The sequence below is a fragment of the Acinetobacter entericus genome (genome assembly GCF_026168575.1).
GTDB classification, from domain to species: domain Bacteria; phylum Pseudomonadota; class Gammaproteobacteria; order Pseudomonadales; family Moraxellaceae; genus Acinetobacter; species Acinetobacter bouvetii.
This window is the reverse complement of record NZ_JAPEQW010000018.1, coordinates 21814-47535: the sequence shown is the minus strand read 5'-3', so window position 1 is coordinate 47535 and position 25722 is coordinate 21814. Positions and strand designations below refer to the sequence as shown.

Here is a 25722-nt window from a genome sequence, read left to right as displayed (position 1 = left end):
TTGCGGACAGCTGAGATGAATTGCCAGCGGCATTGAAAGCCAATACTACTTTAACTGCCATTGGCCAGTCAGCTTAATATCGACCTTTTCCCCGACGCCGCCATAGGATTTTTTCATGCCGAAATCACTGCGGTTGATATAGCCAATCGCATAAACATCCAGCAATTTAGAATTAGAAGCATTGGGTTTAAGCACTGCATCAAAAGTCACAGGCTTGGTAATGCCGCGTAAAGTCAATTCCCCTTGCACGTTAAAGCGGTCTGAATCCTGCGGTACAAATTCCGTGCTCTTAAATGTTACAGTTTTATATTGAGCTGAATTGAAAAAATCTTCTCCCATGATCATGGGTTTTAGTGCAGGATGGTTGAACCTTAAACTATTGGCGGGCAAAATCACAATAACAGAAGCATTTTGCGGTGTATGAATATCAAAATACAGCCGATTTTGTGACTGATTGGAAACGCCTTTTACTGCCGAAAGCCCCATTGCTTTAATATCAAAGCTGATACTGCTCGAATCCGTCAATATCCAATTTTGTGCATGCAGCTGCGTTAACAGACTGGCCGCAGCTATCCCTGCCATTAGCCGCCGCATCAGTGTTATGACTTCCATTTCATGCTCCGTCTAACAGTCTTCAACCTGTTAGCCCTATAATGCTTCACTCATCTACTCCAATCTAAAATACCGAAAATTAGCTTAAATTGCTTTTATCGTGAGTCAAAAATTTGTGTTGTAATTGTAGATAAGTCCCTGTTTCTTTAAATTTGTGTAAAAACTCGCTGGTGCCCAAAGGAAAGGCCGCTTCCATAATATCACCCCGGTAATAGGCTTCACGCACAGGCGTTGCGGACATTGACCCTTGCAGGCTGTCCAGCTCAACCATTTCCCATTCTGGAAAGAACTTTAAATAATATGAAGTATGATCTTTAAAATGCCCAATTAAGCCAATGCGGTCTTCTGGCTGGGTAATTTCAGCAACCAATGATTTGACCAGTTTTTGCCACTTTTCATCATTATAAACATCAATCACAGGCACAAATTTAATTCGCTGCTGATCCGCTTCAGAAAAGTTGGATAAGATCATTTGTATCCGCTCTTCTGCCGTGAACGGATTTTTGATATTGCGCTCATTCTGCGCAGAGCCCAGCGCCAAAATAACGTAATGGCTCTGCTGCAGCGCAATATGAATCGTTTGCATATGCGCTAAATGAAAAGGCTGAAAACGGCCAATGAATACCAAATAATCAAATTTATAGTTCATAGCAAGATCATCGTTTTTTATGAACTCATGAGTTGCGCCGGCAAGCTGAAAATGCGACATAATGAGCCCATAAAACTTGAATTAAATTGAAAGCAAGGATAGTACGATGACACTGAGCTGTATTCAACAACCTCATGAACATTTGAATGCGAATTTAGAAAATGGTGTGCTGACATTGGCCATTAACCGCCCTGAAGCAAAGAATGCTTTGTATACAGAGCTGTATTTAAAAATTGCACAGGCTTTAGATGAAGCAGATTTGGACAATCGCGTTCGTGCTGTCATATTGCGTGGTGAAAATGCAGACTTTACTGCAGGCAATGACATGCAGGATTTCATGAAATCTGCAGCGCAAAAAGGCCAAGCTCCAGCATCTCAAGGCGCTCCGTTTATTTTGCTGAAGTCTGCGGCAAAATTCTCTAAGCCGCTGATTGCCGCCGTACGCGGTGTGGCGATTGGTATTGGGGTAACGGTTCTATTACATTGCGACTTAGTTTATAGCGACAATACAGCCCTGTTCCAGATTCCATTTGTCAGCCTTGGCCTGTCTCCAGAAGGCGCTTCAAGCAAATTATTAGTCGAACAAGCAGGCTACCACAAAGCTGCTGAATTACTGCTGACCGCTCAGAAATTTGACAGTGCAACGGCGGTTGCTGCAAACCTTGTCAACAGTATTGAAGATGATGTGTATGCAGCCGCAGCCAAAAAAGCAGCGCAACTGTCTGCTTTGCCTTTAGCCTCCTTGGTGCAGTCTAAAGCGTTGATGAAGCACAATGTGAATGACATTGTGGCTTGGATTGATCATGAAGCTGAAATTTTCATGAATCGTGTAGGCTCTCCAGAAATGATGGAAGCCGTGGCTGCGTTTATGCAAAAGCGTAAACCTGATTTCACCCAGTTCAACTGATCTTTGATCGTTGAATGACTAAAACCACTGTGTTTCACATTACACAGTGGTTTTTTAATTTTCCGTCCCAACATATTTAAAAACCCATTCGGAAAACTTCTTATGTCAAATACTACAGAAAAAAAGCGTTACTTTGAGCCTGCGCCACAAGACATTGATGTTGAAAATTTTAAGAAAGTCATCCAGAGCCGCCGTTCAGTGCGCAAATTTACCAAGAAAGAAATTCCAGCTGAAGTGCTGGATGACTGTTTAGATTTGGCACTGCTTGCGCCAAACTCATCCAATCTACAGCCGTGGACTTTTTATGTGGTACAGAACCCGACCAAGAAAAAACAGCTGGTCAAAGCTTGCCTAAATCAGCTTGCGGCAAAAACTGCGTCCGAACTGATCGTGTGTGTCGCACGTACAGACCGCAATGATGAAATGGCAAAACGCAACATTACCGAGTTCCCTTTTCCTGAAGCGCCTGCGGCTGTACAGAAATATTATAAGTTCATTCCTTATAACTATAAGACAGGTTACTTAAATACATTGGGTAACTTTAAGAAAGTTGCTTTCAAAATTGCACGCAGCTTAGATAAGCAACTGCCTGTGACTGCATTTAATCAAGCCGATGCCAAACTTTGGGCCAGTAAAACCACAGCTTTAGCTTGTGAGAACCTAGTTTTAGCTTTACGTGCTTATGGTTTTGATAGTTGTATGATGGAAGGTTTTGATGAGCCTTTGGTCCGTAAACTGTTAAATCTGAATGATCAGCAATACCCTGTAATGGTGATTGGTGCAGGTGAGCGTGCGACCGACGGGGTGTTTTTCCCGCAGTATCGTTTTGATCGCGAGTTATTTATTCAGAAGGTTTAAAATTAACCGGTAATTCCCTCTCCTTTAAGGAGAGGGTTAGGGTGAGGTAATAAATTTTTTCCCCCTCATCCTCTTGCGGAATATATTCCTCATCCCACAGGGAGAAGGAGCTTTTTAATATTTAACATCCACCATCTGTATAAACTCAAATGCAGGCTCTTCATAAGGATGACTAGCTTTTAATGCTCTCGCGACAGCACTAGCTTTCTCTTCAGGCACAATGGTTTCCACCCGCCACTCTGGGACTTGTTCCAAAGTATCCAGCTCACCTATAAACGGATTTGCGTCTTTTACAGGTTTAAACTGGCCTGTGCCTAGAACTTGCCATGCACAGTGTGCATAGTTTCCTATACCACCTGCCCCCGCTTCAAAAATCGCAAGTTTGCTCGTTTCAAGATGAGATTCGGGAACGTAATAGATGAGTTTAAGCATATTATAAACTCTCTATGTCATCTAAACGTTCTATATTTTCAAATGGAATAGTTTTCCCCTTACCTACATCAATCCCTGCATAACCAATAGACTCATCATTCCAAAGGAATTCCCAATATTCTCTAAGAATTCCATGAACCTCACTCAGCTCTCTATCAACATAAAATTTAACAACGGAACTTTTCAACGTAGATTCAAGCTTTTCTTTTATTTGGTGATAAATTTTATAATCATCTAAAATTTCTGGAATATCAAAACCTGAATTCGTTTTATCTTTCGCATCTCTTAACCTATAAAAACCATGTATTCCAACCAGTTCAGATTTCTCCGTATCCCATTCTTTCTTTCTGGACATAGCTTTTATAGATTCTAAATTTAGATTAATTTTCTTTATTTCAGGTTCTAGTTTTTCAATTTTTCTTATAAAAGCCTCGATTCCATCTACATTATTTAAAAGCCCTTCTTTGAACCATTCAAGAGTTCCATTTGTTGAACACCGATGATAAAAACTTATTCTAATTTTAGCTCCCTCTATATCACTTAAATTAGAATTTAGCATGCAACTAATTTGATATAACATTAATCCATTGGATGCATAATCCTCAAAAAGGTTTTCATCTTTAAGCTGATCAATATATTGAAAAACTTCGGTAAGTTTAGACTCCAAATTATTATATGTAACCGAATAATACTTAGCCAATGAACTTATTGCATCATTTCTACTATCGTAACTAAACTTATATATATGCTCCATTATAAAGATCCCAAAGACTTATTCTCCTTAATGATATCAATAAAAAACCGCCTCACAGCGGTTTTTTTAATTATCAAAATCACACCTGCAACATATAACCCAAAATCAAAAAGATCAATTGCAAGCTCAAAATCACAGCAAACAACTTCCATCCTTTTTTACGCAACGCAGACTTATCGACTGCTTCGTATGTAACTGTTTTAATCATGTCATCACCTCATACATGAGTGTTGATACTGAAATTGTTTAGTGATCCATCTTTCTTCTATTGTGCATGATATTTGTGCATTTATTACACAATATCACTTTCACATAAATATAAAAGCAAAATCTAAACCAACATCAGCGGGAGAAATAAAAAATTAAAAAACAAAAAAGATGATTCAATAAAAAAGCCACCCTAAGGTGGCTTTCAAAACACTGACTTCAGATTAACCAATGAATTTACGCGCATTGCGGAACATACGTAACCATGCACCGTCTTCTGTCCAATCTTCAGGCTTCCAAGAATGCTGTACAGCACGGAAGTTACGTTCAGGGTGCGGCATCATAATCGTTGCACGACCATCTTTCGATGTAACACCTGAAATCGCTTCCGGCGAACCATTCGGGTTCATTGGATAGTGCTGAGTTGGATTCCCTTGACTATCAACATAACGCAAGATTACTTGATGACCTGCATTTAATGCAGCCAAGTTATCCGCGCTTGTCACCACACGGCCTTCACCATGTGCAACTGCGATCGGCAGGATTGAACCTTCCATACCTTCTAACAATACAGAGTTCGATTTTTCAACACGAACGTTTACTGCACGCGCTTCAAACATCTCAGAAGTGTTGCGGTGGAAACGCGGCCAAGCTTCAGCACCCGGAATCAGTGGAGCCAATTGCGACAACATTTGACAGCCGTTGCAAATACCGAGAGAGAACGTTTCGTCACGGTTGAAGAATTTTTCAAATTGGTCACGAAGTTTTGGGTTGAACAAAACTGATTTCGCCCAGCCACCACCAGCACCCATGACGTCACCGTAAGAGAAACCACCACATGCCACAAGACCTTCAAAGTCATCTAGGCTGATACGACCTGCAAGCAAGTCGCTCATGTGCACGTCTACAGTGTTGAAACCAACTTTGTCGAATGCCGCAGCCATTTCAACATGACCATTTACGCCTTGTTCACGTAAGATCACCATGTTTGGACGACGTTCGTTGATATACGGCGCTTCGATTGGCTCATTTAAATCAAATGTAGGTTTTGCAATAATACCTGCATGTGATTTGTCCGTGATCAATGCAAATTCTTGATCCGCTGTTTCTACGTTGTCACGTAAACGTTGGATCTGATGTGACACTTCAGTCCAAGCTACTTGCAAATCTGCACGTTCAAGCACCAAGCCATTTACAGTCAATTGATCTGTATTGTTTACCGTACCAATAACCGCAATTGCATCGCGTAATGTAGATGCCGCAACTTCTTCCGCAAGTGTTGCCCAATCAGACGCGCTGATTTGAAGCACTGCACCAATTTCTTCTGCAAATAGACTTTCAGTTGATTGGTCTTCCAAAGCCACACCGAGACGTGCTGCAAACATCATTTCCGCAACAGTTGCAAGTAAACCACCATCACCGATGTCGTGGTAAGCCTTGATTAAGCCGCGGTTGTTCCAGTCTTGAACCAAGGCAAAGAATGCTTTGAAGTCGTCAAAACTATCCACATCAGGTGTCACTGAACCAATCGCTTTATAAACCTGAGCAAGGATTGAGCCACCTAAACGGAACTGACCTTTCGAAAGATCAATACGGACAAGTACTGATTCTTCATTTTTCAATTCAGGCGTTAAGGTTTTACGTACATCAGTCACAGGAGCAAAGGCTGTGATTACACCTGACATCGGTGAAGTCACCGATTTGTCTTCGCCTTCATCATTCCAAGTAGTACGCATTGACAATGAGTCTTTACCCACTGGAATTGCAATACCAAGTGCAGGACACATTTCCATACCGATAGCTTTTACACCTTCGAATAAAGCTTGGTCTTCACCTTTCTGTCCTGCTGCCGCCATCCAGTTTGCAGACAATTTAATGTCACTGATCTGGTCGATTTTTGCAGACATAATATTCGAGATCGACTCTGCAACCGATAAACGCGCAGATGCCGCAGGATTTAACAAGGCAACAGGTGGACGCTCACCCATCGCCATTGCTTCACCTGTAAAGCCTTGCAAGCTGGTTGTAGTCACTGCTGCATCTGCAACAGGAACCTGCCAACGGCCTACAAACTGGTCACGCGCAACCATACCTGTAATTGAACGGTCACCAATGGTGATCAGGAATGATTTTGATGCAACCGTTGGGTTTTTCAGTACACGGTAAATTGCATCTTTCAAATCTGTGACTTTAGATGCATCAAAGTCGTCGCCTTGACGCTCAATCGTTTCATACGAACGGCTCATGCGCGGTGTGCCGCCCAGCATGACTTGCATTGGCATATCCACGGCTTTGTTATCAAACAATGGATCGTTCACCGTCAATTGACGCGCTTCTGTTGCTTCACCTAAAACGGCAAACGGACAGCGTTCACGCGCACATAATGATTCAAATAACTCTAAAGAACTTGGACGAATCGCTAATACATAACGCTCTTGTGCTTCATTTGACCAGATCTCCATTGGAGACATGCCCGGCTCAAGTGATGGAATCTTACGCAAATCAAGAATCGCACCCAGTTCGTGGTCATTTACCAACTCAGGCATTGCATTGGAAATACCGCCTGCACCCACGTCATGCACGGACACGATTGGGTTGAAGTCTTCCATGCGCCAGCATGCATCAATCACTTCTTGGCAGCGGCGTTCCATTTCAGGGTTTTCACGCTGTACAGAAGCAAAGTCTAGGTTTTCACCGAGTTTACCGCTGTCTACAGACGATGCCGCGCCGCCGCCAAGGCCGATCAGCATTGCAGGGCCGCCAAGAACGATCAGCAAGTCACCCGGTTGAATCGCATCTTTTTCCACGTGGTCTGGACGGATGTTGCCGTAACCGCCGGCAATCATAATTGGCTTATGGAAACCTTTCACATCGCCATTCACGTTTTGTTCAAAAGTACGGAAGTAGCCATTTAAAGCAGGACGGCCAAACTCATTGTTGAACGCAGCGCCGCCCAAAGGTCCTTCAATCATGATTTGAAGCGGCGATGCCATACGCGATGGTTTGCCGTAATTCTCTTCCCAAGGCTGTTCAAAGCCTGGAATGTTCAAATTAGACACAGTAAAGCCTGTTAAACCTGCTTTTGGCTTACCGCCGCGGCCTGTTGCGCCTTCATCACGGATTTCACCGCCCGAACCGGTCGCAGCGCCGGCAAATGGCGCAATCGCTGTTGGGTGGTTATGCGTTTCCACTTTCATCAGGATGTGAGCGGCTTGGCTCTTGTATTTATAAACGTGGTGACCAGTCGCTTCATCTTTCTTCGGATAGAAACGCTGAGTATCAAAACCAACAATCACCGAAGCATTGTCTTTATAGGCTGACAACACATCTGTCGGTGATTCTTTATAGGTATTTTTAATCATTTGGAACAATGACAATGGCTGTTTTTCACCATCAATTGTCCATTCAGAACCAAAGATTTTATGACGGCAGTGCTCAGAGTTGGCCTGAGCAAACATCATCAGTTCGATATCGTGCGGATTACGGCCGAGCTTGTTAAAAGCAGCGACTAAATAATCAATTTCTTCATCAGAGAGCGCAAAACCAAACTCAGAGTTGGCTTTCACTAAAGCATCTTTACCCTGACCTAATATGTCAATTGTGTTTAAAGGCTTTGGTTCAGTTTCAGAGAACAATACCGCAGCATCTTCAATTTGATTGAACGCACTTTCAGTCATGCGGTCATGCAAAACTTGTTTCACTGCATCCGATACTTCAGAAATACCTTTTAAAGTAAACAAAACACCGCGTTCTAAGCGGTGTATCGGGGTATTGCAGTTGGCAAAAATATCCGTTGCCTTTGATGACCACGGCGAGATTGTGCCTACACGCGGTGTCACAAGGACTTGAACTTCATCACTTGCCGCTTGGCGAACTTGAAAGGTTGCACCATCGTTCAAAAGCTGCAAAGCAGATTGCTGTTGTTGCTCGTCGAGCGCTTGGTCGAAAAGGTAAACCCATTGGCTTTCTATTGATTGAACAGAACTGATTGACGCAAGGCGTGTTAATAGTTGTGTTTGCTTAAAAGAAGAGTGTGCAGGTGCACCGGCAACGATAAACATGCTGTTTTTGGCTCCACGGGCAGGTCTTTTGAACCATGCCGCAATGTGACTTGAAGAGAGCGCATATTCTACTGTGTATTGGCAGAATCAGCTAGATAGAAAATCACCAATATTGGGCTTTATCACCACAAAAATTAGTTCAAACCCTTATTTATCAATCTAAAAAAATTATCAACTTGAAAACTCAGCAAAAAAATTAATTTTTAATCTGTATCAAAAAGTGAAGCCGCCTTTGAGCGGCCTGACCGTTTAAAAGTGATTAAGGGTGCGGCGGCATTCCATTTTGTTTAATCGCCCGCTAAAAATTTGGGCCAATCTGATCAAGGCTATGACAATCTTGGTGATAGCACAGCGCAAACGCTGATGCATCACCGTTCATTTGCTGATTCAGCAAAATCAGATGCAACACCGTGACCAAAATGTTACGGCGCCTTAGCGAAAAGCCGCGCAGTGCCGCTGCCATTAAAGTTGATCCATTTTATTTAACCTTGATATTCTTTGCTTAAGCAGCATCAAAGAGAAGCTAAAAAAGTCAGTAACGATTATCTTTATAGACGGATTCGGCTATGCGATTTTCACCTGTGCCTGCTGGTCAAATTCAATGACGCCATTGTCTTTGACATACACTTTCCAATCTGCCAATAATTCTTGTAATTTTTCAGGATAACGCTCGGCTAGATCCTCTGTTTCCCCCGCATCTTCAGCCAAATTGTATAGCTGCCACTGGTTTGGGCCATTCGGCGCTGGAATAAATAAGGCCTTCCAATCCCCTTTGCGCAACGCTTTTTGCCCAAACAGCTCCCAACCGGTGATGTGATCTTTCTCATGAATATAATCTTGCTGCTTATTCAAATACGGCAAAATGCTTTGTCCACGCAAGGGTACCAATTGGCGGCCTTTGTAACGCCCCCCCGGATGCTGAATCTGCAGGGTTTCCAATAAAGTGGGCAAGACATCCATCACCGTTAAAAACTCATGGCTAATATCCTGCTGCCGCGCAAAGGCTTGATGCTTAATAAAAGCTGGCGTACGGATTCCACCCTCACTGGCATGCGCTTTATAAAGCCGTGATGGCGCAGTAGCTGCTTGCGCCCAATGTTCACCATACCAAACATATGAATTGCCATGACCGACATTTTCTAGAGCATTGTCATAATATTTATCAATTACGGCAGAAATGTCAGGGCCAAATACCGGCAATGCCTCCAGCTGCGCGCCTTCTGCGCCATTATCTGATAAAAAAATGATAATGGTATTGTCATATTGCTGGGTCTGTTTTAAATATTCAATGACACGGCCGACATTCTGATCCAGGCGATCGACCATGGCTGCGTAGACTTCCATTGTCCGTGCAGAAAACTGTTTTTCAGCTTCCGTTAAATGTTCCCAAAACTTAGTTTGCGCCAATACAGGATGAATAGTGGCATTTGAGCTGACCAGGCCTAATTTTTTTAATTGCGCTAAACGCTTTTGACGCAATACCTCTGGCCCTGCATCATAAACACCCTGATATTTTTGAATATCTTCCGGATGCGCCTGTAATGGCCAATGCGGTGCAGAAAAAGGCAAATAGGCAAAAAATGGGCGTGTTTGGCGGCTGCCGTCATCTTGTAAATAATCTAATAAACGGTCTGTAAAATAGTCAGAAGAATAAAAATCTTCAGGCAATGACGTAACATATTCATCATTTTCTGCATATAGGCCACGGGTCACTTTCAATAGGCCTGGAATTTCCTTTTCAGGAATATCAGCTTCAAACGCATAATGATTGGCTGCGCCCGGCAGTAAAGTAAATGATTTTTCAAAGCCGCGGCGTGCAGGAAAGCGTTCTGGCGTTAAACCCAAATGCCATTTCCCGGACATAATGGTGTAATAGCCTGCATCCTTTAACAGCTCAGGCAATGCGGCCACTTGATCATTTAAATAACCTTCATAGCCTGTCTGGCCTTTTTGCTCAGGATGAATGGCTTCAGCCATTGCGCCTAAACCCGCCAGATGATGATCTGTGCCAGACAGCAGCATAGAACGCGTGGGTGAACACGTAGACGCCGTATGAAAATTGGTAAGCCTTAGCCCTTCCAACGCAATGGCGTCTAAATTTGGGGTATTAATTTCGCCGCCAAATGCGCCAAGGTCAGAAAAGCCAAGGTCATCGGCAACAATAAGTAAAATATTCGGCTGTTTTGCTGACATGCTATTTTCATCATTTATATAAGAACAGGTGCTTAATCTGCCTGAAATCGGCACGTTCAGCCTGTCAAAAGCTTGACATTCTCTAGCTCAATTTTCGCAAAGTTAATTACAGTTTCACCCTATTTAAGTGACAGTATATGACGCCTTACCCTAGTTCTTTTTCTGCAAATTTGGCATGATGTTTTTTAGTAAATAACTGAATAACGATAAATGATGCAAATGCGTTGGCTAGAACTGCTCTCAACAATCCGTATTGGAAGTAAAAAACAAAATACCGAATTGGCGCGCAGCCCATTCCACAAAGATTATGACCGAATTATTTTTTCGCAAAGCTTCCGCCAGCTGAACCGAAAAACCCAAGTTCATCCGCTGACTCAGCACGACGGCATTCATACCCGTTTAACCCATTCACTTGAAGTGTCGTGCATTGGACGCTCTCTCGGCATGCTCGCAGCGGAAAAAATCAAAGATGAACTGCCGATTTGGATTTCCCCTGCCGATGTCGGAGCCATTATTCAGGCGGCCTGTTTAGCGCATGATATTGGCAACCCGCCGTTTGGCCATGCAGGTGAATACGCCATTCGTGAATGGTTTGACGATGCATCCCATGGCAACTTTTTAGAAAAGCTTTCTGCAGAAGAACAAGCCGATGTGCGCCAGTTTGAAGGCAATGCCCAAGGCCTGCGCCTGCTGACGAAAATTGACTACCATCCGAATGACGGCGGCATGCGTCTGACCTATGCAACCTTAGGGGCTTATTTAAAATATCCGTGGCTGTCGAAAACCATCGAGTCGCAAGGCAACACGCCTGCCAGTCAACGCGCCAAATTTGGCTGCTATCAGGCGGAAAAAGAAATCCTGCAGCAAATCGCAGAACAGCTCGGACTGATTCAACTGGGCGATTATCACTATTGCCGCCATCCGCTGACTTATTTACTTGAAGCTGCAGATGACATTTGCTATGCCCTGATTGATCTTGAAGATGGCATTATTTTAAACATGCTGTCTTATGAAGAAGTTGAGCCGATTTTTTTAAGCTTGCTGGGTGAATACAGCGCGCCAACTGAACTGTCGATGCCAGACACCACCTGGCAGCAAAAAATTGCAGCCCTGCGCGGACGGGTGATGAAGCGTTTGGTTGAAGAAGTCACATCGGCTTTTGCCAAGCATCATTTTGAAATTTTAAGCGGGCAACTGGCTGGCAGCTTACTGCAATACTGCGCTGCTGATATTGAGCTAGGCATTAACCGTGCGAAAGATTTAGCGCGCGATAAAATATTTGAGCATCCGCAAAAAGCCGGTTTGGAAATTATTGCCCATCAAAGTTTGCAGAACATTTTAGATGCCTTTATTCCGCTCACTACACCACATAAAACATTGAGCTTTAAAGAGCAGCGCTTAATGGCTATTTTATGCCGCTCTGGTGCACACTTTGGAAGCAACCATTATGAAAACATTATGCAGGTCTTAGATATTATTTCTAAGTTTTCAGACCACCAAGCGTATAACTTGTCTCAAGAATTACAAGGCAATAAAATTGGTTTCTTCTAAAAACTATTTTAAAAACTAAATAACTAAAACCTTTAGGAAACACCATGACAAACGTTGCAAGCTGGAATGATAAAGCTGTTGTAAAAAAGATCGCCTTGATCGCAACTAACACCATATTAAACCGAGATCACTCTAGCAACCTTTCCAATGTACAAATGGTTATTAATGGCATTCACCAGTACTTGAAAGACCATAAAATCGAATCAAATATTAAAAATATTGAACACGGGCAACAATACATCTTCAATGATTTTGAAATACCCGAATTTCTTGGCGATGTTGATATTTTACTTGATGGAAGTTTTTCCGTATTAGCGAGTGAAGATAAACTCACACAAACAGTCAAATCAGATTTATTTATTGATTATGCAGGGAAAACTGAAGAATACTATCAAGGTACATACACTATAAAAACTATGAAAGAACCGATAGCACTCATCACTACAAGCAAAGAACTGGTTCATAGTTCCAATTCACTAGATGAAAAAGATGTAAAACATACCTTTAAAAAGACAATTTATAATCTTCAAAATGCAGGGTCTTTATCTGGCGAACCCGGAGACCGAAAAGAATGGCTAGCAACTTCAGGCATACTTGAATACACCGATCCCCTCATTGGTCAATTTAAAGTTGGCTTTAACAATATAGAACAGCCATTTCAAATGAATACTCATTACCCTGTAAATGGGGAGATTAAAATTGTGGATGTCGGTGAACCTTCTAATTTTATCGTTGTCTCGACGCTATCTATGCACAATCAATTTAAACTTAAAGCTTATGCAAATCATCAATTGATAATCGATGAGTCTTATGACTGGGATGAATATTTTAATGTCAAAATAAATACATTTCATTCTTTATAGTTAAGCAGCTATGACTTTTAAGCTTTGCCATTAAAAAAAATAGTACTACTATTCACCCCTTAACAAATATGTGAAAAGCACAATGATCGGATGTCTTATTGGTGAAGTCTTCGCACTAGAAGCACCCACCGTACTTTTAAATGTAAATGGTGTCGGTTATGAAATTGATACACCACTCACCACATTTTGCCAACTACAAAAAGGCCAGAAAATTACCTTATGGACGCACCTTGCCGTACGTGAGGATGCTCAACTGCTTTACGGCTTCCTGCATCAACAAGAAAAAATCATTTTCCGCACCCTGTTAAAGGTCAACGGTGTCGGCCCTAAAATGGCTTTAGGTATTCTTTCCACACTCAGTGTCGATATGCTGATTCATACTGTTGAACATGAAGATATCAACACACTGGTCAAAGTACCGGGCGTGGGTAAAAAAACCGCTGAACGCCTCATGATCGAATTACGTGATCGCTTTAAAGCTATGTCTTCAGGCACAGCGCCAAGCAACTCAACCGTTGAACAAATCCAGTTCACAGGCAACTCCGCCGTTGCAGAGGCCGAAGCGGCATTACAGTCTTTAGGTTACAAACCTTTAGAAGCACAGAAATTGGTCAATGCTGCAAAAGGTGATTTTACTGAGGCGAGCGACATCATCCGTGCTGCACTCAAGTCAATGAATAAATAATTCAAATAGACACACCAATACACCTAAATTGGATACACGAAGGCGACATCCATGTCGCCATGTTGGATTGAGATATAAGGACATATCCTCAATCCAATGAAAGATTTACTTGCAGACTCTAAAATATATTTTAAAGTCTTCATTTTGATCTTTCAAAAGTAAGGCAGTGCCTACACAATGGTACCTAAACACAAATCATAATTTGAGGCTGTGCCTCGAAAGTTCAGCCAGAGATTGATTTAACTATATGCAAGACCGTCTCATCGGTGGTTCCGAAAAACCCGAAGACCACTTCGACCGCGCCATCCGCCCAACCTCACTTGATGACTACATCGGTCAGCCTGTGGTCCGTGAACAAATGGAAATCTTTATCGGCGCCGCCCGCGGCCGTGAAGAAGCGCTGGATCATACCCTGATTTTCGGCCCGCCAGGTTTAGGCAAAACCACACTGGCCAACATCATTGCCCGTGAGATGGGCGGCAATCTCAAGTCAACTTCCGGCCCAGTTTTAGAACGCGCCGGCGATTTAGCGGCGATGCTGACCAATCTTGAAGAAGGCGATGTGCTGTTTATTGACGAAATTCACCGCCTTTCCCCCGTGATTGAAGAAATTCTTTATCCAGCCATGGAAGACTACCAGCTGGATATCATGATTGGTGAAGGGCCTGCGGCCCGTTCGATCAAACTGGATTTGCCACCATTTACCTTAGTGGCAGCTACAACCCGTGCCGGCCTTCTGACCTCTCCGCTGCGCGACCGTTTCGGCATTGTGCAGCGCTTAGAGTTTTACAGCGTTGCAGACCTGACTCATATTGTGTCGCGTTCAGCCAATTTGATGGATGTGCCTATTTCCCAAGACGGCGCTCAAGAAGTTGCACGCCGCGCGCGCGGAACGCCGCGTATTGCTAACCGCCTGCTGCGCCGCGTACGTGACTATGCACAAGTCAAAGGCACGGGCGAAGTAACGCAAGACATGGCTCAGCGCGCTTTAGATATGCTCAATGTCGATAAAGATGGTTTAGACACACTCGACCGCCGTTATTTAAGCATGCTGCTGGAACGTTTTGACGGCGGGCCTGCCGGTGTAGAAGCTTTGGCAGCCGCCATGGCGGAAGACTCAGGTACGCTTGAAGATGTCATTGAACCGTATTTGATTCAGCAAGGTTATGCCATGCGCACAGCGCGCGGCCGTATTGCCACCAATATGGCCTATTTGCAGTTTGGCATGACGCCGCCGGAATCTAAATAAATCCGTAAATCCCCCCCTACAACATAACTACAATCCAGTGAAAGGAATTACTCTCCTTTCACTGCTTTTTCAGATTCTAAGGCTAAAATTTTAGCCAGCTTCTCCCTTAATACATCGAAATCTTTTTCAAATTCTGAATATTTTTCTGTAGTAACTTCTTTATTCTGTCTAACAAAATATCCAATCTCATCAAATTTTTTCATGATTTCCAAAGCTAAGAAATTTATCTCCTGTTGAAAATCATCAGTCAAATCAAGGTATAATAGTGCCTTCTCCAAAGCCGCCCTAATTAAATAACGGTCATAGCTTAACTCTTTTAACTCTTTAGCCACCCATGTATGTTCATCATATTCATCAGGCAGAGTATTTGAACCGTTTTCCTCATAAAACTTTTGCGCAAAACCCAAACTTTTATGCACTTGATGTTCTAACGCACCAAAAAAAACACCAAAATGATCACGCAAATTATCTATTAAATTCATGCGTCTTTGCGCCCGTATCTCACTCATTTTGAGCTCATAGTGAACTGTTGCAAGATGCTGATTGGATTCTACAGTCGTACTGGCCGCTAATTTAATTTGTTCAATTAAAATATCCTTATTACGGTTAGCATCCAGAGCGCTTTCTTCGATTTGCTTGATTGTTGCATCTTTAATATTTTGTGCTTCCTGCATACTCGCATTAATTTGATGAATAACAGCATCAAAAGACTGTTTAGTTAAATCAAAACTTTTCCGCCCATACCAATACGCCAACCATGTAGCAAATCCACCTAAAATAAGTGCAAAAATTACAGAAAGCGCAAAAGATGAAATTGCGGTTTTATCCGTAGAAGCATTCAACTCCATGTGCGTTTTAGCAGGCTGTTGAACGACTATCATTTGTACATTTGGCTGCTGCGGTACAGTCCAAGGCAGTTGAATCATAACTTCTTGCGTATTTTCTTGTTGTGCCAATATTATCTCCTAAAATCGAAATAACTTATAAATATATTTTATTATAAATTATATACTTATAAGTTATTCTCAAGAATTCATCACATTAAAAAATCACATGACAGACGACATGGATGTCGCCCGTTGGATTGACTTGCACTACGCTTTAAAGCAATGCTTAAAGCTTGCTCAGGACATCCTCTCAATCCAACAGAGGAATTTTGATACTTTTGTCCCGTCAAAAGCAAATAGACCAAACCATATAGAAAACTAATCACATACAACATTAGAAAGAGTATCTGGAACTAAGTTCAATTAGCTCACCCTCTCTACAAAATAATATTCTTGCTTAATTCAACAAATAAAAGATCTAAGACTTAGAAATCACCCTCACCTCTTCCACCAGCATCAACTCGCATGCCCCATTTCCCGTATCTTCACGGCTAAGGGAACTGCGCCATGTCCACCCGTCTTGAGCCTTCACTTCAACCAACTGCCCTTTTAAATAAATCACATTATCTTGATCAATTTGAGCCAGTTGTTTGGCAATCACTTTAGTTGCAGGAATTAAATGCGTATTCGCGCTGTGTGTTGATATTTCATTGACAGGTATAGGCGGATTATTTTCATAACGCCAATAATACCAACGGTTGCTCTGACTGATAGATAACTGTTTATAAACAGCAGGATCAGTCATGCTTCCCCACCCTAAGGCAAAATCAACCGGACTAATTTCTGCCTCTCGCCCAAAATTATAGTTTTCACGTGATAAAACACGGAACTCTCCCGCATAAGGCTCCAAATTTGTCATGCTATAGCCATCAAACCGATGAACGCCTTCAGATGATTGATAATCAGCTGCATCTGAAACCCCTTGATCCGGTTTCAGCCAATATGACCAAAGCATAAAAGCCATGGCAATCATGATGACAAATTTAAAGAAATGACTCATTTAGTACTCTAATACTGAATAAAGCTGTAATGGCCCCATCATAAATTGAATTAAACCGCTGCATCTCAAAGCGAAAAAGTGTAAACCTAAACGCATAAAACTTAATTTCATATAAAACACATAAATCTACAATACCTGAGTACAAAATATAATTTTAGTATTTCAATCACTAAAACAGGATATACCTTAAAAGTGTCTACCTAATACTTAAAGAGTTTTATCTAGATTTCATTCAGTATGCGATGCTAGAGAATCACTTTAATCATTTCAAACTCTTCAGGATTATCCCAAGATATGAACATGTACAAGCAGATTTCTCTTTGCCTGCTGCTGATTTTTTGCAGCCAATTTACCCTTGCTGACTGGATTGATGACGCCGCCAAAAATACCGAAAGCCATGCCATTAAATTACGGCAGCATATTCACCAGCATCCAGAATTGGGCAATATAAAGATAAAGTTGCCGGAACCATTGTTTTTGTGTTTCAGCCTGCAGAAGAAGGCGGAGCTGATATCGACAACTTCACCCAAGGCGACCAAATCGGTTCCCGAAAAATGATTGCCGATGGCGCATTGAACAACCTGAAACCTGAAGTCATTTTTGGCATGCACGTTATGGCAGGTATGCCCAGCGGCAATATTTTCTACAAAGACGGCGCCATTTTAAACAGCGCTGACCATCTTCGTATTCAGGTGAATGGCAAACAAGTGCATGGCTCTATGCCATGGCTGGGCCGCGACCCGATTTATGCCTCATCGCAGATGATCAGCAATATGCAAAGCTTAGTCAGCCGCAGAGCAGATTTAACCAAAGGCATGGGCGTGGTCAGCATAGGCAGCATTCAAGGCGGCACTACAGGCAATGTTATTCCAGAACTGGTGAATATGATCGGCACCATTCGTTCCAACAATGAAGATATCCGTCAAAGCATTTTAAAAGATTTACCCACGCTGATCGAACATAATGCACAAGCCAATGATGTGACCGCGAAAGTTGAAATTGCGCCTTATGCACCTGTCACCAGCAACGATAAAACACTGACCAAACTGATGCAGCCTGCTTTGGCGCAAGTCAATGGCGAAGGGAAATTGCATGTGCTCGACAGCAATGCCAGCGCCAGTGAGGACTTTGCCTATTATGGGCAACTCATGCCTTCCTTGTTTATCTTTATTGGCGCAACTCAGTTAGATCAAGATATGTCAAAGGCTGCGCCCAATCACAGCCCGCTGTTTACGGTCGATGATGCCGCCTTGAAAACAGGCATAGAAAGCTATATGCGCTTTGTGATGGAATATCCTAAAGCAGCCGCACAAGTGCAAAATGCATGGCAGCGGCAGCAAAGCCCTGCAAAATAAAATATAAAGAAAAAAAGGTGAATTGTTCCCGTTCACCTTTTTAATGGCTGTGACCGCCATTTCATCTGCAATCTTCTGCAAAACCGCACAAATAAATATCAATTCACAGCAGTATTATGCGAAACATAAAGCACACAAGCGCCTAGGATTTGAAATCTTGTGCCATTGGAGTGAATTTTCAGAGTGCTAAACTGCCCGTCATTGACGCACTTGACGATTTATTGATTTGAAGTCATGTTTAAAACATGCCGATTTCATATTCTCAGTGCAGCTAAAAACTCATCAGATTTAGAAACAGACGGAATCCTCTCATGGCGAATAAATTCGAGTTCAATATTCGTGTCTATATTGAAGATACAGATGCAGGCGGCATTGTTTACCACGCCAACCACATCCGCTTCATGGAGCGCGCACGTACTGAATGGCTTCGCGCATCAGGCATTAGCCACTATTGGCATCAAAAAGACTACAACTTTGTTGTGCATAAAATAAATGTGAAATATTCACGCCCTATACTCATGGATGACCTGATTACTGTTACAGCAAGTGTAGTTTCATGTAAATCAACGTCATTTGTATTGCAACAAAATATTTATCGTGGTGAAATCATGCTTGCTTCCGGCGAAGTCGAATTGGCCTGCATCAGCGTAGACGGCATGCGTCCAACACGGCTTCCTGAGGAAATCCGCAAACTGATTCTAAAAGAATTGGAACAAGATTAAAAAAATTAATTGGCTCAATGTAACTATGGCAACTCAACTAGAATCTACCCTTCACGTATCAGATTTAATTTTACAGGCAAGTCCTGTTGTACAGCTGGTAATGCTTCTGCTCTTATTAGCCTCGCTGTACAGCTGGTATCTGATTGCCAAGTTGCATATGAGCTACAAAAAGGCGCAGGCCGATGATGATCATTTTCAAAAAATCTTCTGGTCTGGTGCCGAACTGAATACCCTTTACAACAATGCGCAGCTCAACTCGAAGCGGGTTGGCCTGGAAGATATTTTCTATCAAGGCCTCGGTGAATTTTTAAAGCTGAAAAAACGCAATGCGCCTGCGGCACAAAGCATTGAAGGCACAGAGCGTATTTTACGCGTCGGCCTGAGCCGTGACCAAGGCGGTTTAGAGCAAGGCTTGGGCGCTTTGGCCAGTATTGGTTCTGTTGCGCCGTACGTCGGCTTATTTGGCACCGTTTGGGGCATCATGAATGCATTCATTGGTTTAGCGCAAGTTGAGCAAGTCACTTTGGCAACCGTTGCCCCGGGTATTGCCGAAGCATTGATTGCCACTGCGATTGGCCTATTCGCCGCTATTCCTGCCGTTTTGGCATTCAACCATTACACAGCCAAAGGTGAAGCCGTCTATTCAGACCGTGCGCTTTTTGCTGAAGAAATGGTGGCCTTGCTGCAGCGTCAGTCATTGGGTTCTGATCAGGAACAGCACTGATGGCTATTCAACGTTCAGGACGCTTCGAGCGCATCAAAAAACCGCTGAAAAGCGATATGAATGTCGTGCCTTATATTGATGTCATGCTGGTGCTTTTAGTCATCTTCATGGTCACCGCCCCCATGATTACGACTGGCGTTAAAGTGGACTTGCCGCAAGCCAACAGCAGCCCGATTCAGTCTGAAGACCGCCCTGCTATTGTGACCTTAGAAGCGGATGGCGCCATTAGGCTGGAAGACAGCACCCATAGGAATGAAGTGCTGACTTTAGAAGAACTGAAAACAGCGCTGACAGATGCGCAGACACAGGCTCAGGCCAATAATAAACAACTCAGCGTCCTGATTAATGGCAGTGAATCCCGTCCTTATGGTGAAGTCATCAAATTGATGTCTGCACTGCAGGATGCCGGATTATCACAAGTTGGATTGCTGACAGAGCCGCTAAAGTAATTTATGAAAGATTTTAAAAAGCCACCTTTTAAACAAAAAGCAACTGCAGCTGGATTCACCATCGGTATCCATGTGATTGCAGTTGTGGGCTTGCTTTATCTGGGCATGAGCAAACCGCCTGAGCTGCCTAAGCAAATTAAAACGGTGCTGGTGAAGCCAGAAGATTTAAAGCCGGTGACCCGAGAAGAAACAGAGTTTACTGAAACAGCGCATGAAAATGTCGCCGCTGAGATCACTCAAACCGCAGAGCCCAGTGTAGAACCGGCACCCGTCATTCCTGCGGCACCGCCGCCTGCGCCGGCAGCATTGCCAAAACCTGACGCGGCAAAAGCAGCGCTTCAAGCTCAAGCTGCTGAAAAAGCTGAACGCCTAGCCGCAGCCGAAGCATTGCGCGCTGAACAAAAACGCCAAGCTGATGAAGCCGCTAAGCTGAAAGCCCTAACAGAAGCTAAAGCTCAGGCGGATGCTAAATCTAAAGCTGAGGCTGCGCAGCGTAAAGCAGATGCAGATGCAGATGCAGATGCTAAAGCGAATGCCGAAGCAGCCCAACGCAAAGCCGCAGCTGAAGCTAAAGCAGCTCAGGCCAAAGCCAGTGCAGCTGAGACAAAGCGCAAAGCAGATTTAGAAGCGAAACGTCTAGCCGATAATGCCAGATTAAAAGCGCAGCAAGATGCTAAAGCCAAAGCCGCTTTAGATGCAGAAAAACGCAAAGCAGACGCTGAAGCTAAAGCAGCGGCAGCTGCGAAAGCGTATGCCGATGCAAAAGCGAATGCCGATGCAAAAGCGAAGGTTGCTGCTCAGGCCAAAGCCAATGCAGACACCGCTAAACGCAAAGCGGATGCAGATGCAAAAGCCAAAGCTGACGCTCAGGCCAAGGCCAATGCAGACGCCGCTAAACGCAAAGCGGATGCAGACGCAAAAAATAAAGCCGCAGCTGATGCAAAAGCAAAAGCCGACGCTCAGGCCAAAGCCAATGCAGACGCCGCTAAGCGTAAAGCGGATGCAGACGCAAAAAATAAAGCCGCAGCCGATGCGAAAGCCAAAGCAGATGCAGAAGCACGTGAACGGGCAGCCGAAGAAGCCAAAGCCTCATCTGCTAAAAAAGCAGCTGAAGAAGCGGCGCAGAAAAAAGCTGAAGCGAAAAAGATTGCATCAACGGCCAAGAAAGATTTTGAAAACAAAATCAAACGCGTTTGGGATACTCCAACCGATTCCGCTGGCAAAACGGCCACAGCCCGCATTACTTTAACTGAAAGCGGTGCGGTGCGTTCAGTGATTATCTCATCCAGCGATCCAGACATGAAGGCCAGTATTGAAGCAGCTGTACGAGCGGCAGCGCCGTATCCTATGCCTTCAGATCCAGATGCGCGCCGTGAAGCGCAGAATCTAACATCTACCTTTAGATCTTCAAATTGATGTAAATCCCCCTGATTCGTCAGGGGAATTTTTTATAGGACTACCCCCCCAAGAATGCATATCTTTAAATTCTTGCTTCTATTTCCTGTGATGACAGGTTGTTCAGCGCTAACATTTGCCAGCCCTGCTGACAATCCAATAGCCACTCAGATTCAGCCCGAAAAAATAGCGGTGAGTTCTGCGAATGCACCCATGGCTGCAGCAAAGGCATATTCTGAGCAATATAAACATGAACTTGAACGAAAAACAGCAACAGCTAAACGCGCAGCAACCGCTGAGGCTTCTCGTAAATCAGAAGCCAAAAGGCTTGCATCTGCGGCCAAAGCCGAAATTAAGCATTTAATCTTTAGCCATTGGGAAGTACCAGCGGATTCAAATGAGCAAAAAGCCAATGTTAGAATCACACTGACATCATCAGGTTCAATTCAGTCTATAGTCATTAGCGACGCACCAAATCAGGCTTTTAAAGGCAGTATTGAAAAAGCCATTCACAGTGCTGCGCCTTTTGAATTGCCTGAAAATCCGGATGCCCAACGTGAATCTCGGTTCATTTATATGTCCTTTAAATCCAAATAAACGCTTCAATTGTTCAAAGCATTTTATTTTTTAAAGTAAGCGTCATTATAAACTGCAAATATTTAGACACGAATTCACAGACGAATAACAGTTTAATCATAATGTTGTTCTTTCAATATTTCAAAAACATGCCATTATGTGACACATTCACAGTAACAAGAAATTCTAGATTTAGAGTATTCAGCGAATGATGGAAATGACGCGAAAACATCTGCTCTGCTTAGCCGTTTTAACAGCACTTAGTCCGGTTTTAATCACACAATCACATGCGCAGCTGCATTTGGAAATCACCAAAGCGCCTGAAGAAGCGCCCAAAATTGCCATTGTGCCGTTCAGCAATGATCAAAACCTGTACCCAATTATTGAAAACGATTTAAACCGTTCTGGAAAATTCACCAGTTCGTCTAAAAATCTGCCTGCGACAGCGGCAATGAACACGCCGAATGCTGAAGCATGGCAAGCCGCTGGCGTGCCTTATGTCGTAACCGGCTCGATGAAGCCTGCAGCTGACGGTTCATTCGAAGTCCACTATCAGCTCTATGATGTGCAGAAGAAGACTTATCTGCTCAATGAATTGCTGACCATACCGGCTTCTCGCACCCGTCAAGCGGCACATATGATCAGTGATGCAATTTATGAAGCGCTGACAGGCATTCAAGGCGATTTCAGCGGACGCATTGCTTATGTGCTGCGCAATCCTGCAACGCCTGAACAGCGCTACACGCTGCAAATTGCCGATACTGACGGCGAACAGCCTCGCACTATTTTGACATCCCGCGATCCGATCTTATCTCCGGCATGGACACCGGATGCCAAAAAGATTGCCTATGTGTCTTTTGAAACTAAGCGTCCAGCTATATATGTACAGGATTTGGCGACTGGCGGCCGTGAAAAACTGGCCAGCTTCCGCGGCTTAAATGGCGCGCCAAGCTTCTCGCCGGACGGTAAAAGCATGCTGTTTACTGCTTCCATGCACGGCAATCCAGAAATCTATCAAATGGATTTGGACAGCCGCCAGCTGCAGCGCCTGACCAATGACAGTGCGATTGATACAGAAGCGCGCTATGCGCCAGACGGAAAATCGTTTATCTATACCTCTGACCGAGGCGGTTCTCCGCAAATTTACAAATACAGTTTTACCGATGGCACCAGCAAACGCTTAACCTTCCGCGGCGCATTCAACGCACGCGGGACATTGAGCGCAGACGGTAAAAAGCTCGCGCTGGTTCACCGGCCTAGCGGCAGCAATTACAAAGTTGCCGTACAGAATATTGATTCTGGCGTGACCAACATCTTAACGCCAACCAGTTTGGACGAATCGCCAAGCTTCTCGCCAAATGGACAAATGGTGGTATACGCGACACGCGAAGGCAGCCGCGGCTTGCTTGCGATTATGTCGCTGGATGGCCGTTTCCGCATGAACTTGCCAAGCGAGCAAGGCGAAGTGCGTGAACCGGCTTGGGCGCCAAAATAACGTTTTAAATCATAATGAAAGATCATGGAGAGAATCATGAACGCTGTAAAATTATTTGTATTGCCTGTTTTAGCAACTGCCATGATGATGACAGGCTGCGCAAACCGCAAACCGGTTGCCAATGTTGATGCCACTCAAAACCCATCAAGCGCATCGACTGTAAATACAGACGGCTTAAGCGAAGATGCAGCGCTGAATGCGCAAAATCTTGCTGGCGCATCATCAAAAGGCGTAACTGCTGCCAATAAAGCTTTTTTAGCTAAGCGTGTTGTGCACTTTGACTATGACAGCACTGAATTAAGCAATGAAGACCTGCAAACCCTTCAAGCGCATGCGCAGTTCCTTGTTGCTAACGCAAACTCTCGCGTTGCTTTAACCGGCCATACCGATGAGCGCGGTACGCGTGAATACAATATGGCTTTGGGCGAGCGCCGTGCCAAAGCGGTAGAAAGCTTTTTAGTGACCAGCGGTGTCAGCGCAAATCAGCTTGAAGCAGTCAGCTATGGCAAAGAAATGCCAATCAATGCGGGCCATGATGAAAATGCCTGGAAAGAAAACCGCCGTGTAGAAATCAACTATGAAGCAGTGCCTCCTCTATTGAAATAATTTAATGGTGCTGATTCAACCTTATAGAACGTCCTTCAAAACGGATGTCTATACGAAAAATCGGCATAAAAAAGCACTCAAATGAGTGCTTTTTTATTTGCGAGAATTAAGCCTGTTCAGGCTTTTGCTCCGCAGCGTCTTCATGAGCGCTTTGCATAGATTCAATCAAGTCATGCTTATTGAACTTTTTGTATTCAGGCTTAGACTCATAACCGCTCCAAGCTTCTTTCACGTTGTCTTTGGAAATGTCATCCAAATTTAAACCTTCACTCGGAGTTGGAGTCGCATCAAATTTTTGAGTGGTCATTGTTGTGCTCCTTGTCATTCCCTCTGTTTTCTGCTTTCAACATAGCATGTTCTGGCAGACTTGCAAGGGCAAAATCGCGTCAAATAACACAGTTTAATTTTTCTTTTCCCTCATTCTCATCTAAAATGAAGGGTTATTCTATTCCGATCATTTTTGACCGCTTTTCTTTTGGAGCATTCCGGTTATGTCACGTTTAAGCTTATCCCAATTTCTACAACAACAAAGCGGAAATTTAACACCTGCCCTTGCACAAGTTATTGAAACAATTGGAGATACATGCAAAAACATCGACCTTTTGCTTCAAAAAGGCGCTTTAGCGGGCGTATTGGGCAGCGCGCAGCATGAAAATGTGCAAGGTGAAGAGCAAAAGAAACTTGATGTGATTTCAAATGATTATTTAATTGACGCATTAAAAGTTCATCCGCATGTTGGCGGTTTAGCATCAGAAGAGCTTGATGAATTTACCCCAGCGCAAGAAAATGGCGATTATCTTGTCCTGTTTGACCCGCTAGACGGCTCAAGCAACATTGACATCAATATGTGCGTAGGCACAATTTTCTCTATTCTTCCAGCTAAAAATGCCATAACTCAAGCAGAAGATTTCATGCAGGCAGGCGTTCACCAAGCTGCCGCAGGCTATGTGCTGTATGGCCCTTCAACCATGATGGCGCTGACTGTTGGCGCTGGCGTAGTATTCTTTACTTTTGACCCAGACAGCCAAGAGTTCCTGCTGACGAAAGATGCGATTACTGTCGCTGCGGATACTAAGGAATATGCCATCAATGCGTCCAATCAGCGCCACTGGGAAGAACCCGTGAAGCGCTATATAGATGAACTGCTTGCAGGCAAAACCGGCCCGCGCGAAAAAGACTTTAACATGCGCTGGGTAGCATGCATGGTTGGCGATATTCACCGTATTCTATGCCGCAGCGGCATCTTCATGTATCCGTACGATTTTAAAGATCCGAAAAAAGCGGGACGTCTGCGTTTAATGTATGAAGCAAACCCAATGAGCATGCTGATGGAACAGGCTGGCGGCTCATCTACTACTGGCCGTGTCCGCATCCTTGACATCCAGCCGACTGAATTGCATCAGCGCGTGCCAGTCATCATCGGTTCTAAAAACGAAGTCGATCTGGTTACCGGCTACCATAACTAATTTAACAGCGGTGATCAGCCTACCTG

Annotated in this window: 24 protein-coding genes and 1 pseudogene; 15 read left to right on the top strand and 10 right to left on the bottom strand. The window is 43.7% G+C overall.

Annotated features, from left to right (window positions below; genetic code table 11):
- Positions 1-45: 45 nt before the first annotated feature.
- On the bottom strand, positions 46-612 hold the full coding sequence (locus tag OKC24_RS13665; protein ID WP_130147101.1) for a YceI family protein: 567 nt from the start codon (positions 610-612) through the stop codon (positions 46-48).
- Between the two features lie 79 nt (positions 613-691).
- Positions 692-1261 carry a nicotinate-nicotinamide nucleotide adenylyltransferase gene (locus OKC24_RS13660; protein WP_130147099.1) on the bottom strand — a complete coding sequence of 190 codons (570 nt, stop codon included), beginning with the start codon at positions 1259-1261 and terminating at the stop codon, positions 692-694.
- 106 nt (positions 1262-1367) lie between these two features.
- Between OKC24_RS13660 and OKC24_RS13655 the strand changes: the two genes are divergently transcribed.
- Both OKC24_RS13655 and OKC24_RS13650 read left to right on the top strand, forming a co-directional pair.
- Positions 1368-2168 (top strand): enoyl-CoA hydratase-related protein, encoded by an 801-nt coding sequence (locus OKC24_RS13655; protein WP_130147097.1) that lies wholly within the window; start codon positions 1368-1370, stop codon positions 2166-2168.
- Positions 2169-2270: 102 nt separating this feature from the next.
- Positions 2271-3026 (top strand): nitroreductase family protein, encoded by a 756-nt coding sequence (locus OKC24_RS13650; RefSeq protein WP_131275770.1) that lies wholly within the window; start codon positions 2271-2273, stop codon positions 3024-3026.
- Positions 3027-3140: 114 nt separating this feature from the next.
- Here the strand turns inward: OKC24_RS13650 and OKC24_RS13645 are convergent, their stop codons facing one another.
- The 5 genes from OKC24_RS13645 to OKC24_RS13625 all read right to left on the bottom strand — a co-directional run bounded on the left by OKC24_RS13645 (position 3141) and on the right by OKC24_RS13625 (position 10673).
- Positions 3141-3458: a YqfO family protein gene (locus OKC24_RS13645; protein WP_130147093.1), complete on the bottom strand. Its 318-nt coding sequence runs from the start codon at positions 3456-3458 to the stop codon at positions 3141-3143.
- Between the two features lies 1 nt (position 3459).
- Entirely contained in the window at positions 3460-4212 is a 753-nt protein-coding gene (locus OKC24_RS13640) for a hypothetical protein (protein WP_130147091.1), read from the bottom strand.
- 79 nt (positions 4213-4291) lie between these two features.
- The gene (locus OKC24_RS13635; RefSeq protein WP_252151854.1) at positions 4292-4420 is read right to left on the bottom strand and encodes a KGW motif small protein; all 129 of its coding nucleotides are present in this window, start codon (positions 4418-4420) and stop codon (positions 4292-4294) included.
- A 223-nt stretch (positions 4421-4643) separates the two neighbouring features.
- The gene (gene purL / locus OKC24_RS13630; protein WP_265465662.1) at positions 4644-8480 is read right to left on the bottom strand and encodes a phosphoribosylformylglycinamidine synthase; all 3837 of its coding nucleotides are present in this window, start codon (positions 8478-8480) and stop codon (positions 4644-4646) included.
- A gap of 564 nt (positions 8481-9044) precedes the next feature.
- On the bottom strand, positions 9045-10673 hold the full coding sequence (locus tag OKC24_RS13625; protein ID WP_131275772.1) for an arylsulfatase: 1629 nt from the start codon (positions 10671-10673) through the stop codon (positions 9045-9047).
- 210 nt (positions 10674-10883) lie between these two features.
- Here OKC24_RS13625 and OKC24_RS13620 point away from each other — a divergent pair, with 210 nt between their 5' ends.
- The 4 genes from OKC24_RS13620 to ruvB all read left to right on the top strand — a co-directional run bounded on the left by OKC24_RS13620 (position 10884) and on the right by ruvB (position 15021).
- Positions 10884-12224, top strand: a complete 1341-nt coding sequence (locus OKC24_RS13620; RefSeq protein ID WP_131275773.1) for a deoxyguanosinetriphosphate triphosphohydrolase — start codon at positions 10884-10886, stop codon at positions 12222-12224.
- Positions 12225-12268: 44 nt separating this feature from the next.
- A complete protein-coding gene (locus OKC24_RS13615) occupies positions 12269-13087 on the top strand; it encodes a hypothetical protein (protein WP_130147083.1) in 819 nt (272 codons plus the stop codon).
- Positions 13088-13169: 82 nt separating this feature from the next.
- Positions 13170-13772: a Holliday junction branch migration protein RuvA gene (gene ruvA / locus OKC24_RS13610; RefSeq protein WP_004693861.1), complete on the top strand. Its 603-nt coding sequence runs from the start codon at positions 13170-13172 to the stop codon at positions 13770-13772.
- Between the two features lie 247 nt (positions 13773-14019).
- Positions 14020-15021 carry a Holliday junction branch migration DNA helicase RuvB gene (gene ruvB, locus OKC24_RS13605; protein ID WP_130147081.1) on the top strand — a complete coding sequence of 334 codons (1002 nt, stop codon included), beginning with the start codon at positions 14020-14022 and terminating at the stop codon, positions 15019-15021.
- Between the two features lie 47 nt (positions 15022-15068).
- On the opposite strand, the gene OKC24_RS13600 is transcribed toward ruvB, so the two are convergent.
- Entirely contained in the window at positions 15069-15977 is a 909-nt protein-coding gene (locus OKC24_RS13600; RefSeq protein WP_416346076.1) for a hypothetical protein, read from the bottom strand.
- Positions 15978-16326: 349 nt separating this feature from the next.
- The gene (locus OKC24_RS13595) at positions 16327-16908 is read right to left on the bottom strand and encodes a hypothetical protein (protein ID WP_130147079.1); all 582 of its coding nucleotides are present in this window, start codon (positions 16906-16908) and stop codon (positions 16327-16329) included.
- A gap of 294 nt (positions 16909-17202) precedes the next feature.
- Between OKC24_RS13595 and OKC24_RS13590 the strand changes: the two are divergent.
- From OKC24_RS13590 to pal, 8 genes and pseudogenes are all read left to right on the top strand, one after another.
- Positions 17203-18263, top strand: a pseudogene (locus tag OKC24_RS13590) (amidohydrolase).
- A gap of 311 nt (positions 18264-18574) precedes the next feature.
- The gene (gene ybgC / locus OKC24_RS13585) at positions 18575-18985 is read left to right on the top strand and encodes a tol-pal system-associated acyl-CoA thioesterase (RefSeq protein ID WP_005008678.1); all 411 of its coding nucleotides are present in this window, start codon (positions 18575-18577) and stop codon (positions 18983-18985) included.
- A gap of 25 nt (positions 18986-19010) precedes the next feature.
- Positions 19011-19709, top strand: coding sequence for a protein TolQ (gene tolQ, locus OKC24_RS13580; protein ID WP_130147075.1), 699 nt, complete (start codon positions 19011-19013; stop codon positions 19707-19709).
- Complete coding sequence (gene tolR, locus OKC24_RS13575) at positions 19709-20158, top strand: protein TolR (RefSeq protein WP_131275774.1); 450 nt, start codon at positions 19709-19711, stop codon at positions 20156-20158. The genes tolQ and tolR overlap by 1 nt, the downstream gene beginning before the upstream one ends.
- 3 nt (positions 20159-20161) lie before the next feature.
- The gene (gene tolA / locus OKC24_RS13570) at positions 20162-21574 is read left to right on the top strand and encodes a cell envelope integrity protein TolA (RefSeq protein WP_265465652.1); all 1413 of its coding nucleotides are present in this window, start codon (positions 20162-20164) and stop codon (positions 21572-21574) included.
- 192 nt (positions 21575-21766) lie between these two features.
- Positions 21767-22150: a cell envelope integrity protein TolA gene (gene tolA, locus OKC24_RS13565; RefSeq protein WP_252151855.1), complete on the top strand. Its 384-nt coding sequence runs from the start codon at positions 21767-21769 to the stop codon at positions 22148-22150.
- A 190-nt stretch (positions 22151-22340) separates the two neighbouring features.
- Positions 22341-23624: a Tol-Pal system beta propeller repeat protein TolB gene (gene tolB, locus OKC24_RS13560; RefSeq protein WP_171458858.1), complete on the top strand. Its 1284-nt coding sequence runs from the start codon at positions 22341-22343 to the stop codon at positions 23622-23624.
- Between the two features lie 36 nt (positions 23625-23660).
- Entirely contained in the window at positions 23661-24230 is a 570-nt protein-coding gene (gene pal, locus OKC24_RS13555; protein WP_265465650.1) for a peptidoglycan-associated lipoprotein Pal, read from the top strand.
- Between the two features lie 106 nt (positions 24231-24336).
- Here the strand turns inward: pal and OKC24_RS13550 are convergent, their stop codons facing one another.
- Positions 24337-24537 carry an NF038105 family protein gene (locus tag OKC24_RS13550; protein ID WP_130147063.1) on the bottom strand — a complete coding sequence of 67 codons (201 nt, stop codon included), beginning with the start codon at positions 24535-24537 and terminating at the stop codon, positions 24337-24339.
- A gap of 184 nt (positions 24538-24721) precedes the next feature.
- On the opposite strand from OKC24_RS13550, the gene OKC24_RS13545 reads away from it, so the two are divergent.
- Complete coding sequence (locus tag OKC24_RS13545; RefSeq protein WP_131275778.1) at positions 24722-25696, top strand: class 1 fructose-bisphosphatase; 975 nt, start codon at positions 24722-24724, stop codon at positions 25694-25696.
- Positions 25697-25722: the final 26 nt, after the last annotated feature.

Coding starts and splice junctions, on each gene's coding strand:
- OKC24_RS13665 (WP_130147101.1), bottom strand. CDS start 612: ATGGAAGTCATAACACTGATGCGGCGGCTAATGGCAGGGATAGCTGCG.
- OKC24_RS13660 (WP_130147099.1), bottom strand. CDS start 1,261: ATGAACTATAAATTTGATTATTTGGTATTCATTGGCCGTTTTCAGCCT.
- OKC24_RS13655 (WP_130147097.1), top strand. CDS start 1,368: ATGACACTGAGCTGTATTCAACAACCTCATGAACATTTGAATGCGAAT.
- OKC24_RS13650 (WP_131275770.1), top strand. CDS start 2,271: ATGTCAAATACTACAGAAAAAAAGCGTTACTTTGAGCCTGCGCCACAA.
- OKC24_RS13645 (WP_130147093.1), bottom strand. CDS start 3,458: ATGCTTAAACTCATCTATTACGTTCCCGAATCTCATCTTGAAACGAGC.
- OKC24_RS13640 (WP_130147091.1), bottom strand. CDS start 4,212: ATGGAGCATATATATAAGTTTAGTTACGATAGTAGAAATGATGCAATA.
- OKC24_RS13635 (WP_252151854.1), bottom strand. CDS start 4,420: ATGATTAAAACAGTTACATACGAAGCAGTCGATAAGTCTGCGTTGCGT.
- purL (WP_265465662.1), bottom strand. CDS start 8,480: ATGTTTATCGTTGCCGGTGCACCTGCACACTCTTCTTTTAAGCAAACA.
- OKC24_RS13625 (WP_131275772.1), bottom strand. CDS start 10,673: ATGTCAGCAAAACAGCCGAATATTTTACTTATTGTTGCCGATGACCTT.
- OKC24_RS13620 (WP_131275773.1), top strand. CDS start 10,884: ATGATGCAAATGCGTTGGCTAGAACTGCTCTCAACAATCCGTATTGGA.
- OKC24_RS13615 (WP_130147083.1), top strand. CDS start 12,269: ATGACAAACGTTGCAAGCTGGAATGATAAAGCTGTTGTAAAAAAGATC.
- ruvA (WP_004693861.1), top strand. CDS start 13,170: ATGATCGGATGTCTTATTGGTGAAGTCTTCGCACTAGAAGCACCCACC.
- ruvB (WP_130147081.1), top strand. CDS start 14,020: ATGCAAGACCGTCTCATCGGTGGTTCCGAAAAACCCGAAGACCACTTC.
- OKC24_RS13595 (WP_130147079.1), bottom strand. CDS start 16,908: ATGAGTCATTTCTTTAAATTTGTCATCATGATTGCCATGGCTTTTATG.
- ybgC (WP_005008678.1), top strand. CDS start 18,575: ATGGCGAATAAATTCGAGTTCAATATTCGTGTCTATATTGAAGATACA.
- tolQ (WP_130147075.1), top strand. CDS start 19,011: ATGGCAACTCAACTAGAATCTACCCTTCACGTATCAGATTTAATTTTA.
- tolR (WP_131275774.1), top strand. CDS start 19,709: ATGGCTATTCAACGTTCAGGACGCTTCGAGCGCATCAAAAAACCGCTG.
- tolA (WP_265465652.1), top strand. CDS start 20,162: ATGAAAGATTTTAAAAAGCCACCTTTTAAACAAAAAGCAACTGCAGCT.
- tolA (WP_252151855.1), top strand. CDS start 21,767: ATGGCTGCAGCAAAGGCATATTCTGAGCAATATAAACATGAACTTGAA.
- tolB (WP_171458858.1), top strand. CDS start 22,341: ATGGAAATGACGCGAAAACATCTGCTCTGCTTAGCCGTTTTAACAGCA.
- pal (WP_265465650.1), top strand. CDS start 23,661: ATGAACGCTGTAAAATTATTTGTATTGCCTGTTTTAGCAACTGCCATG.
- OKC24_RS13550 (WP_130147063.1), bottom strand. CDS start 24,537: ATGACCACTCAAAAATTTGATGCGACTCCAACTCCGAGTGAAGGTTTA.
- OKC24_RS13545 (WP_131275778.1), top strand. CDS start 24,722: ATGTCACGTTTAAGCTTATCCCAATTTCTACAACAACAAAGCGGAAAT.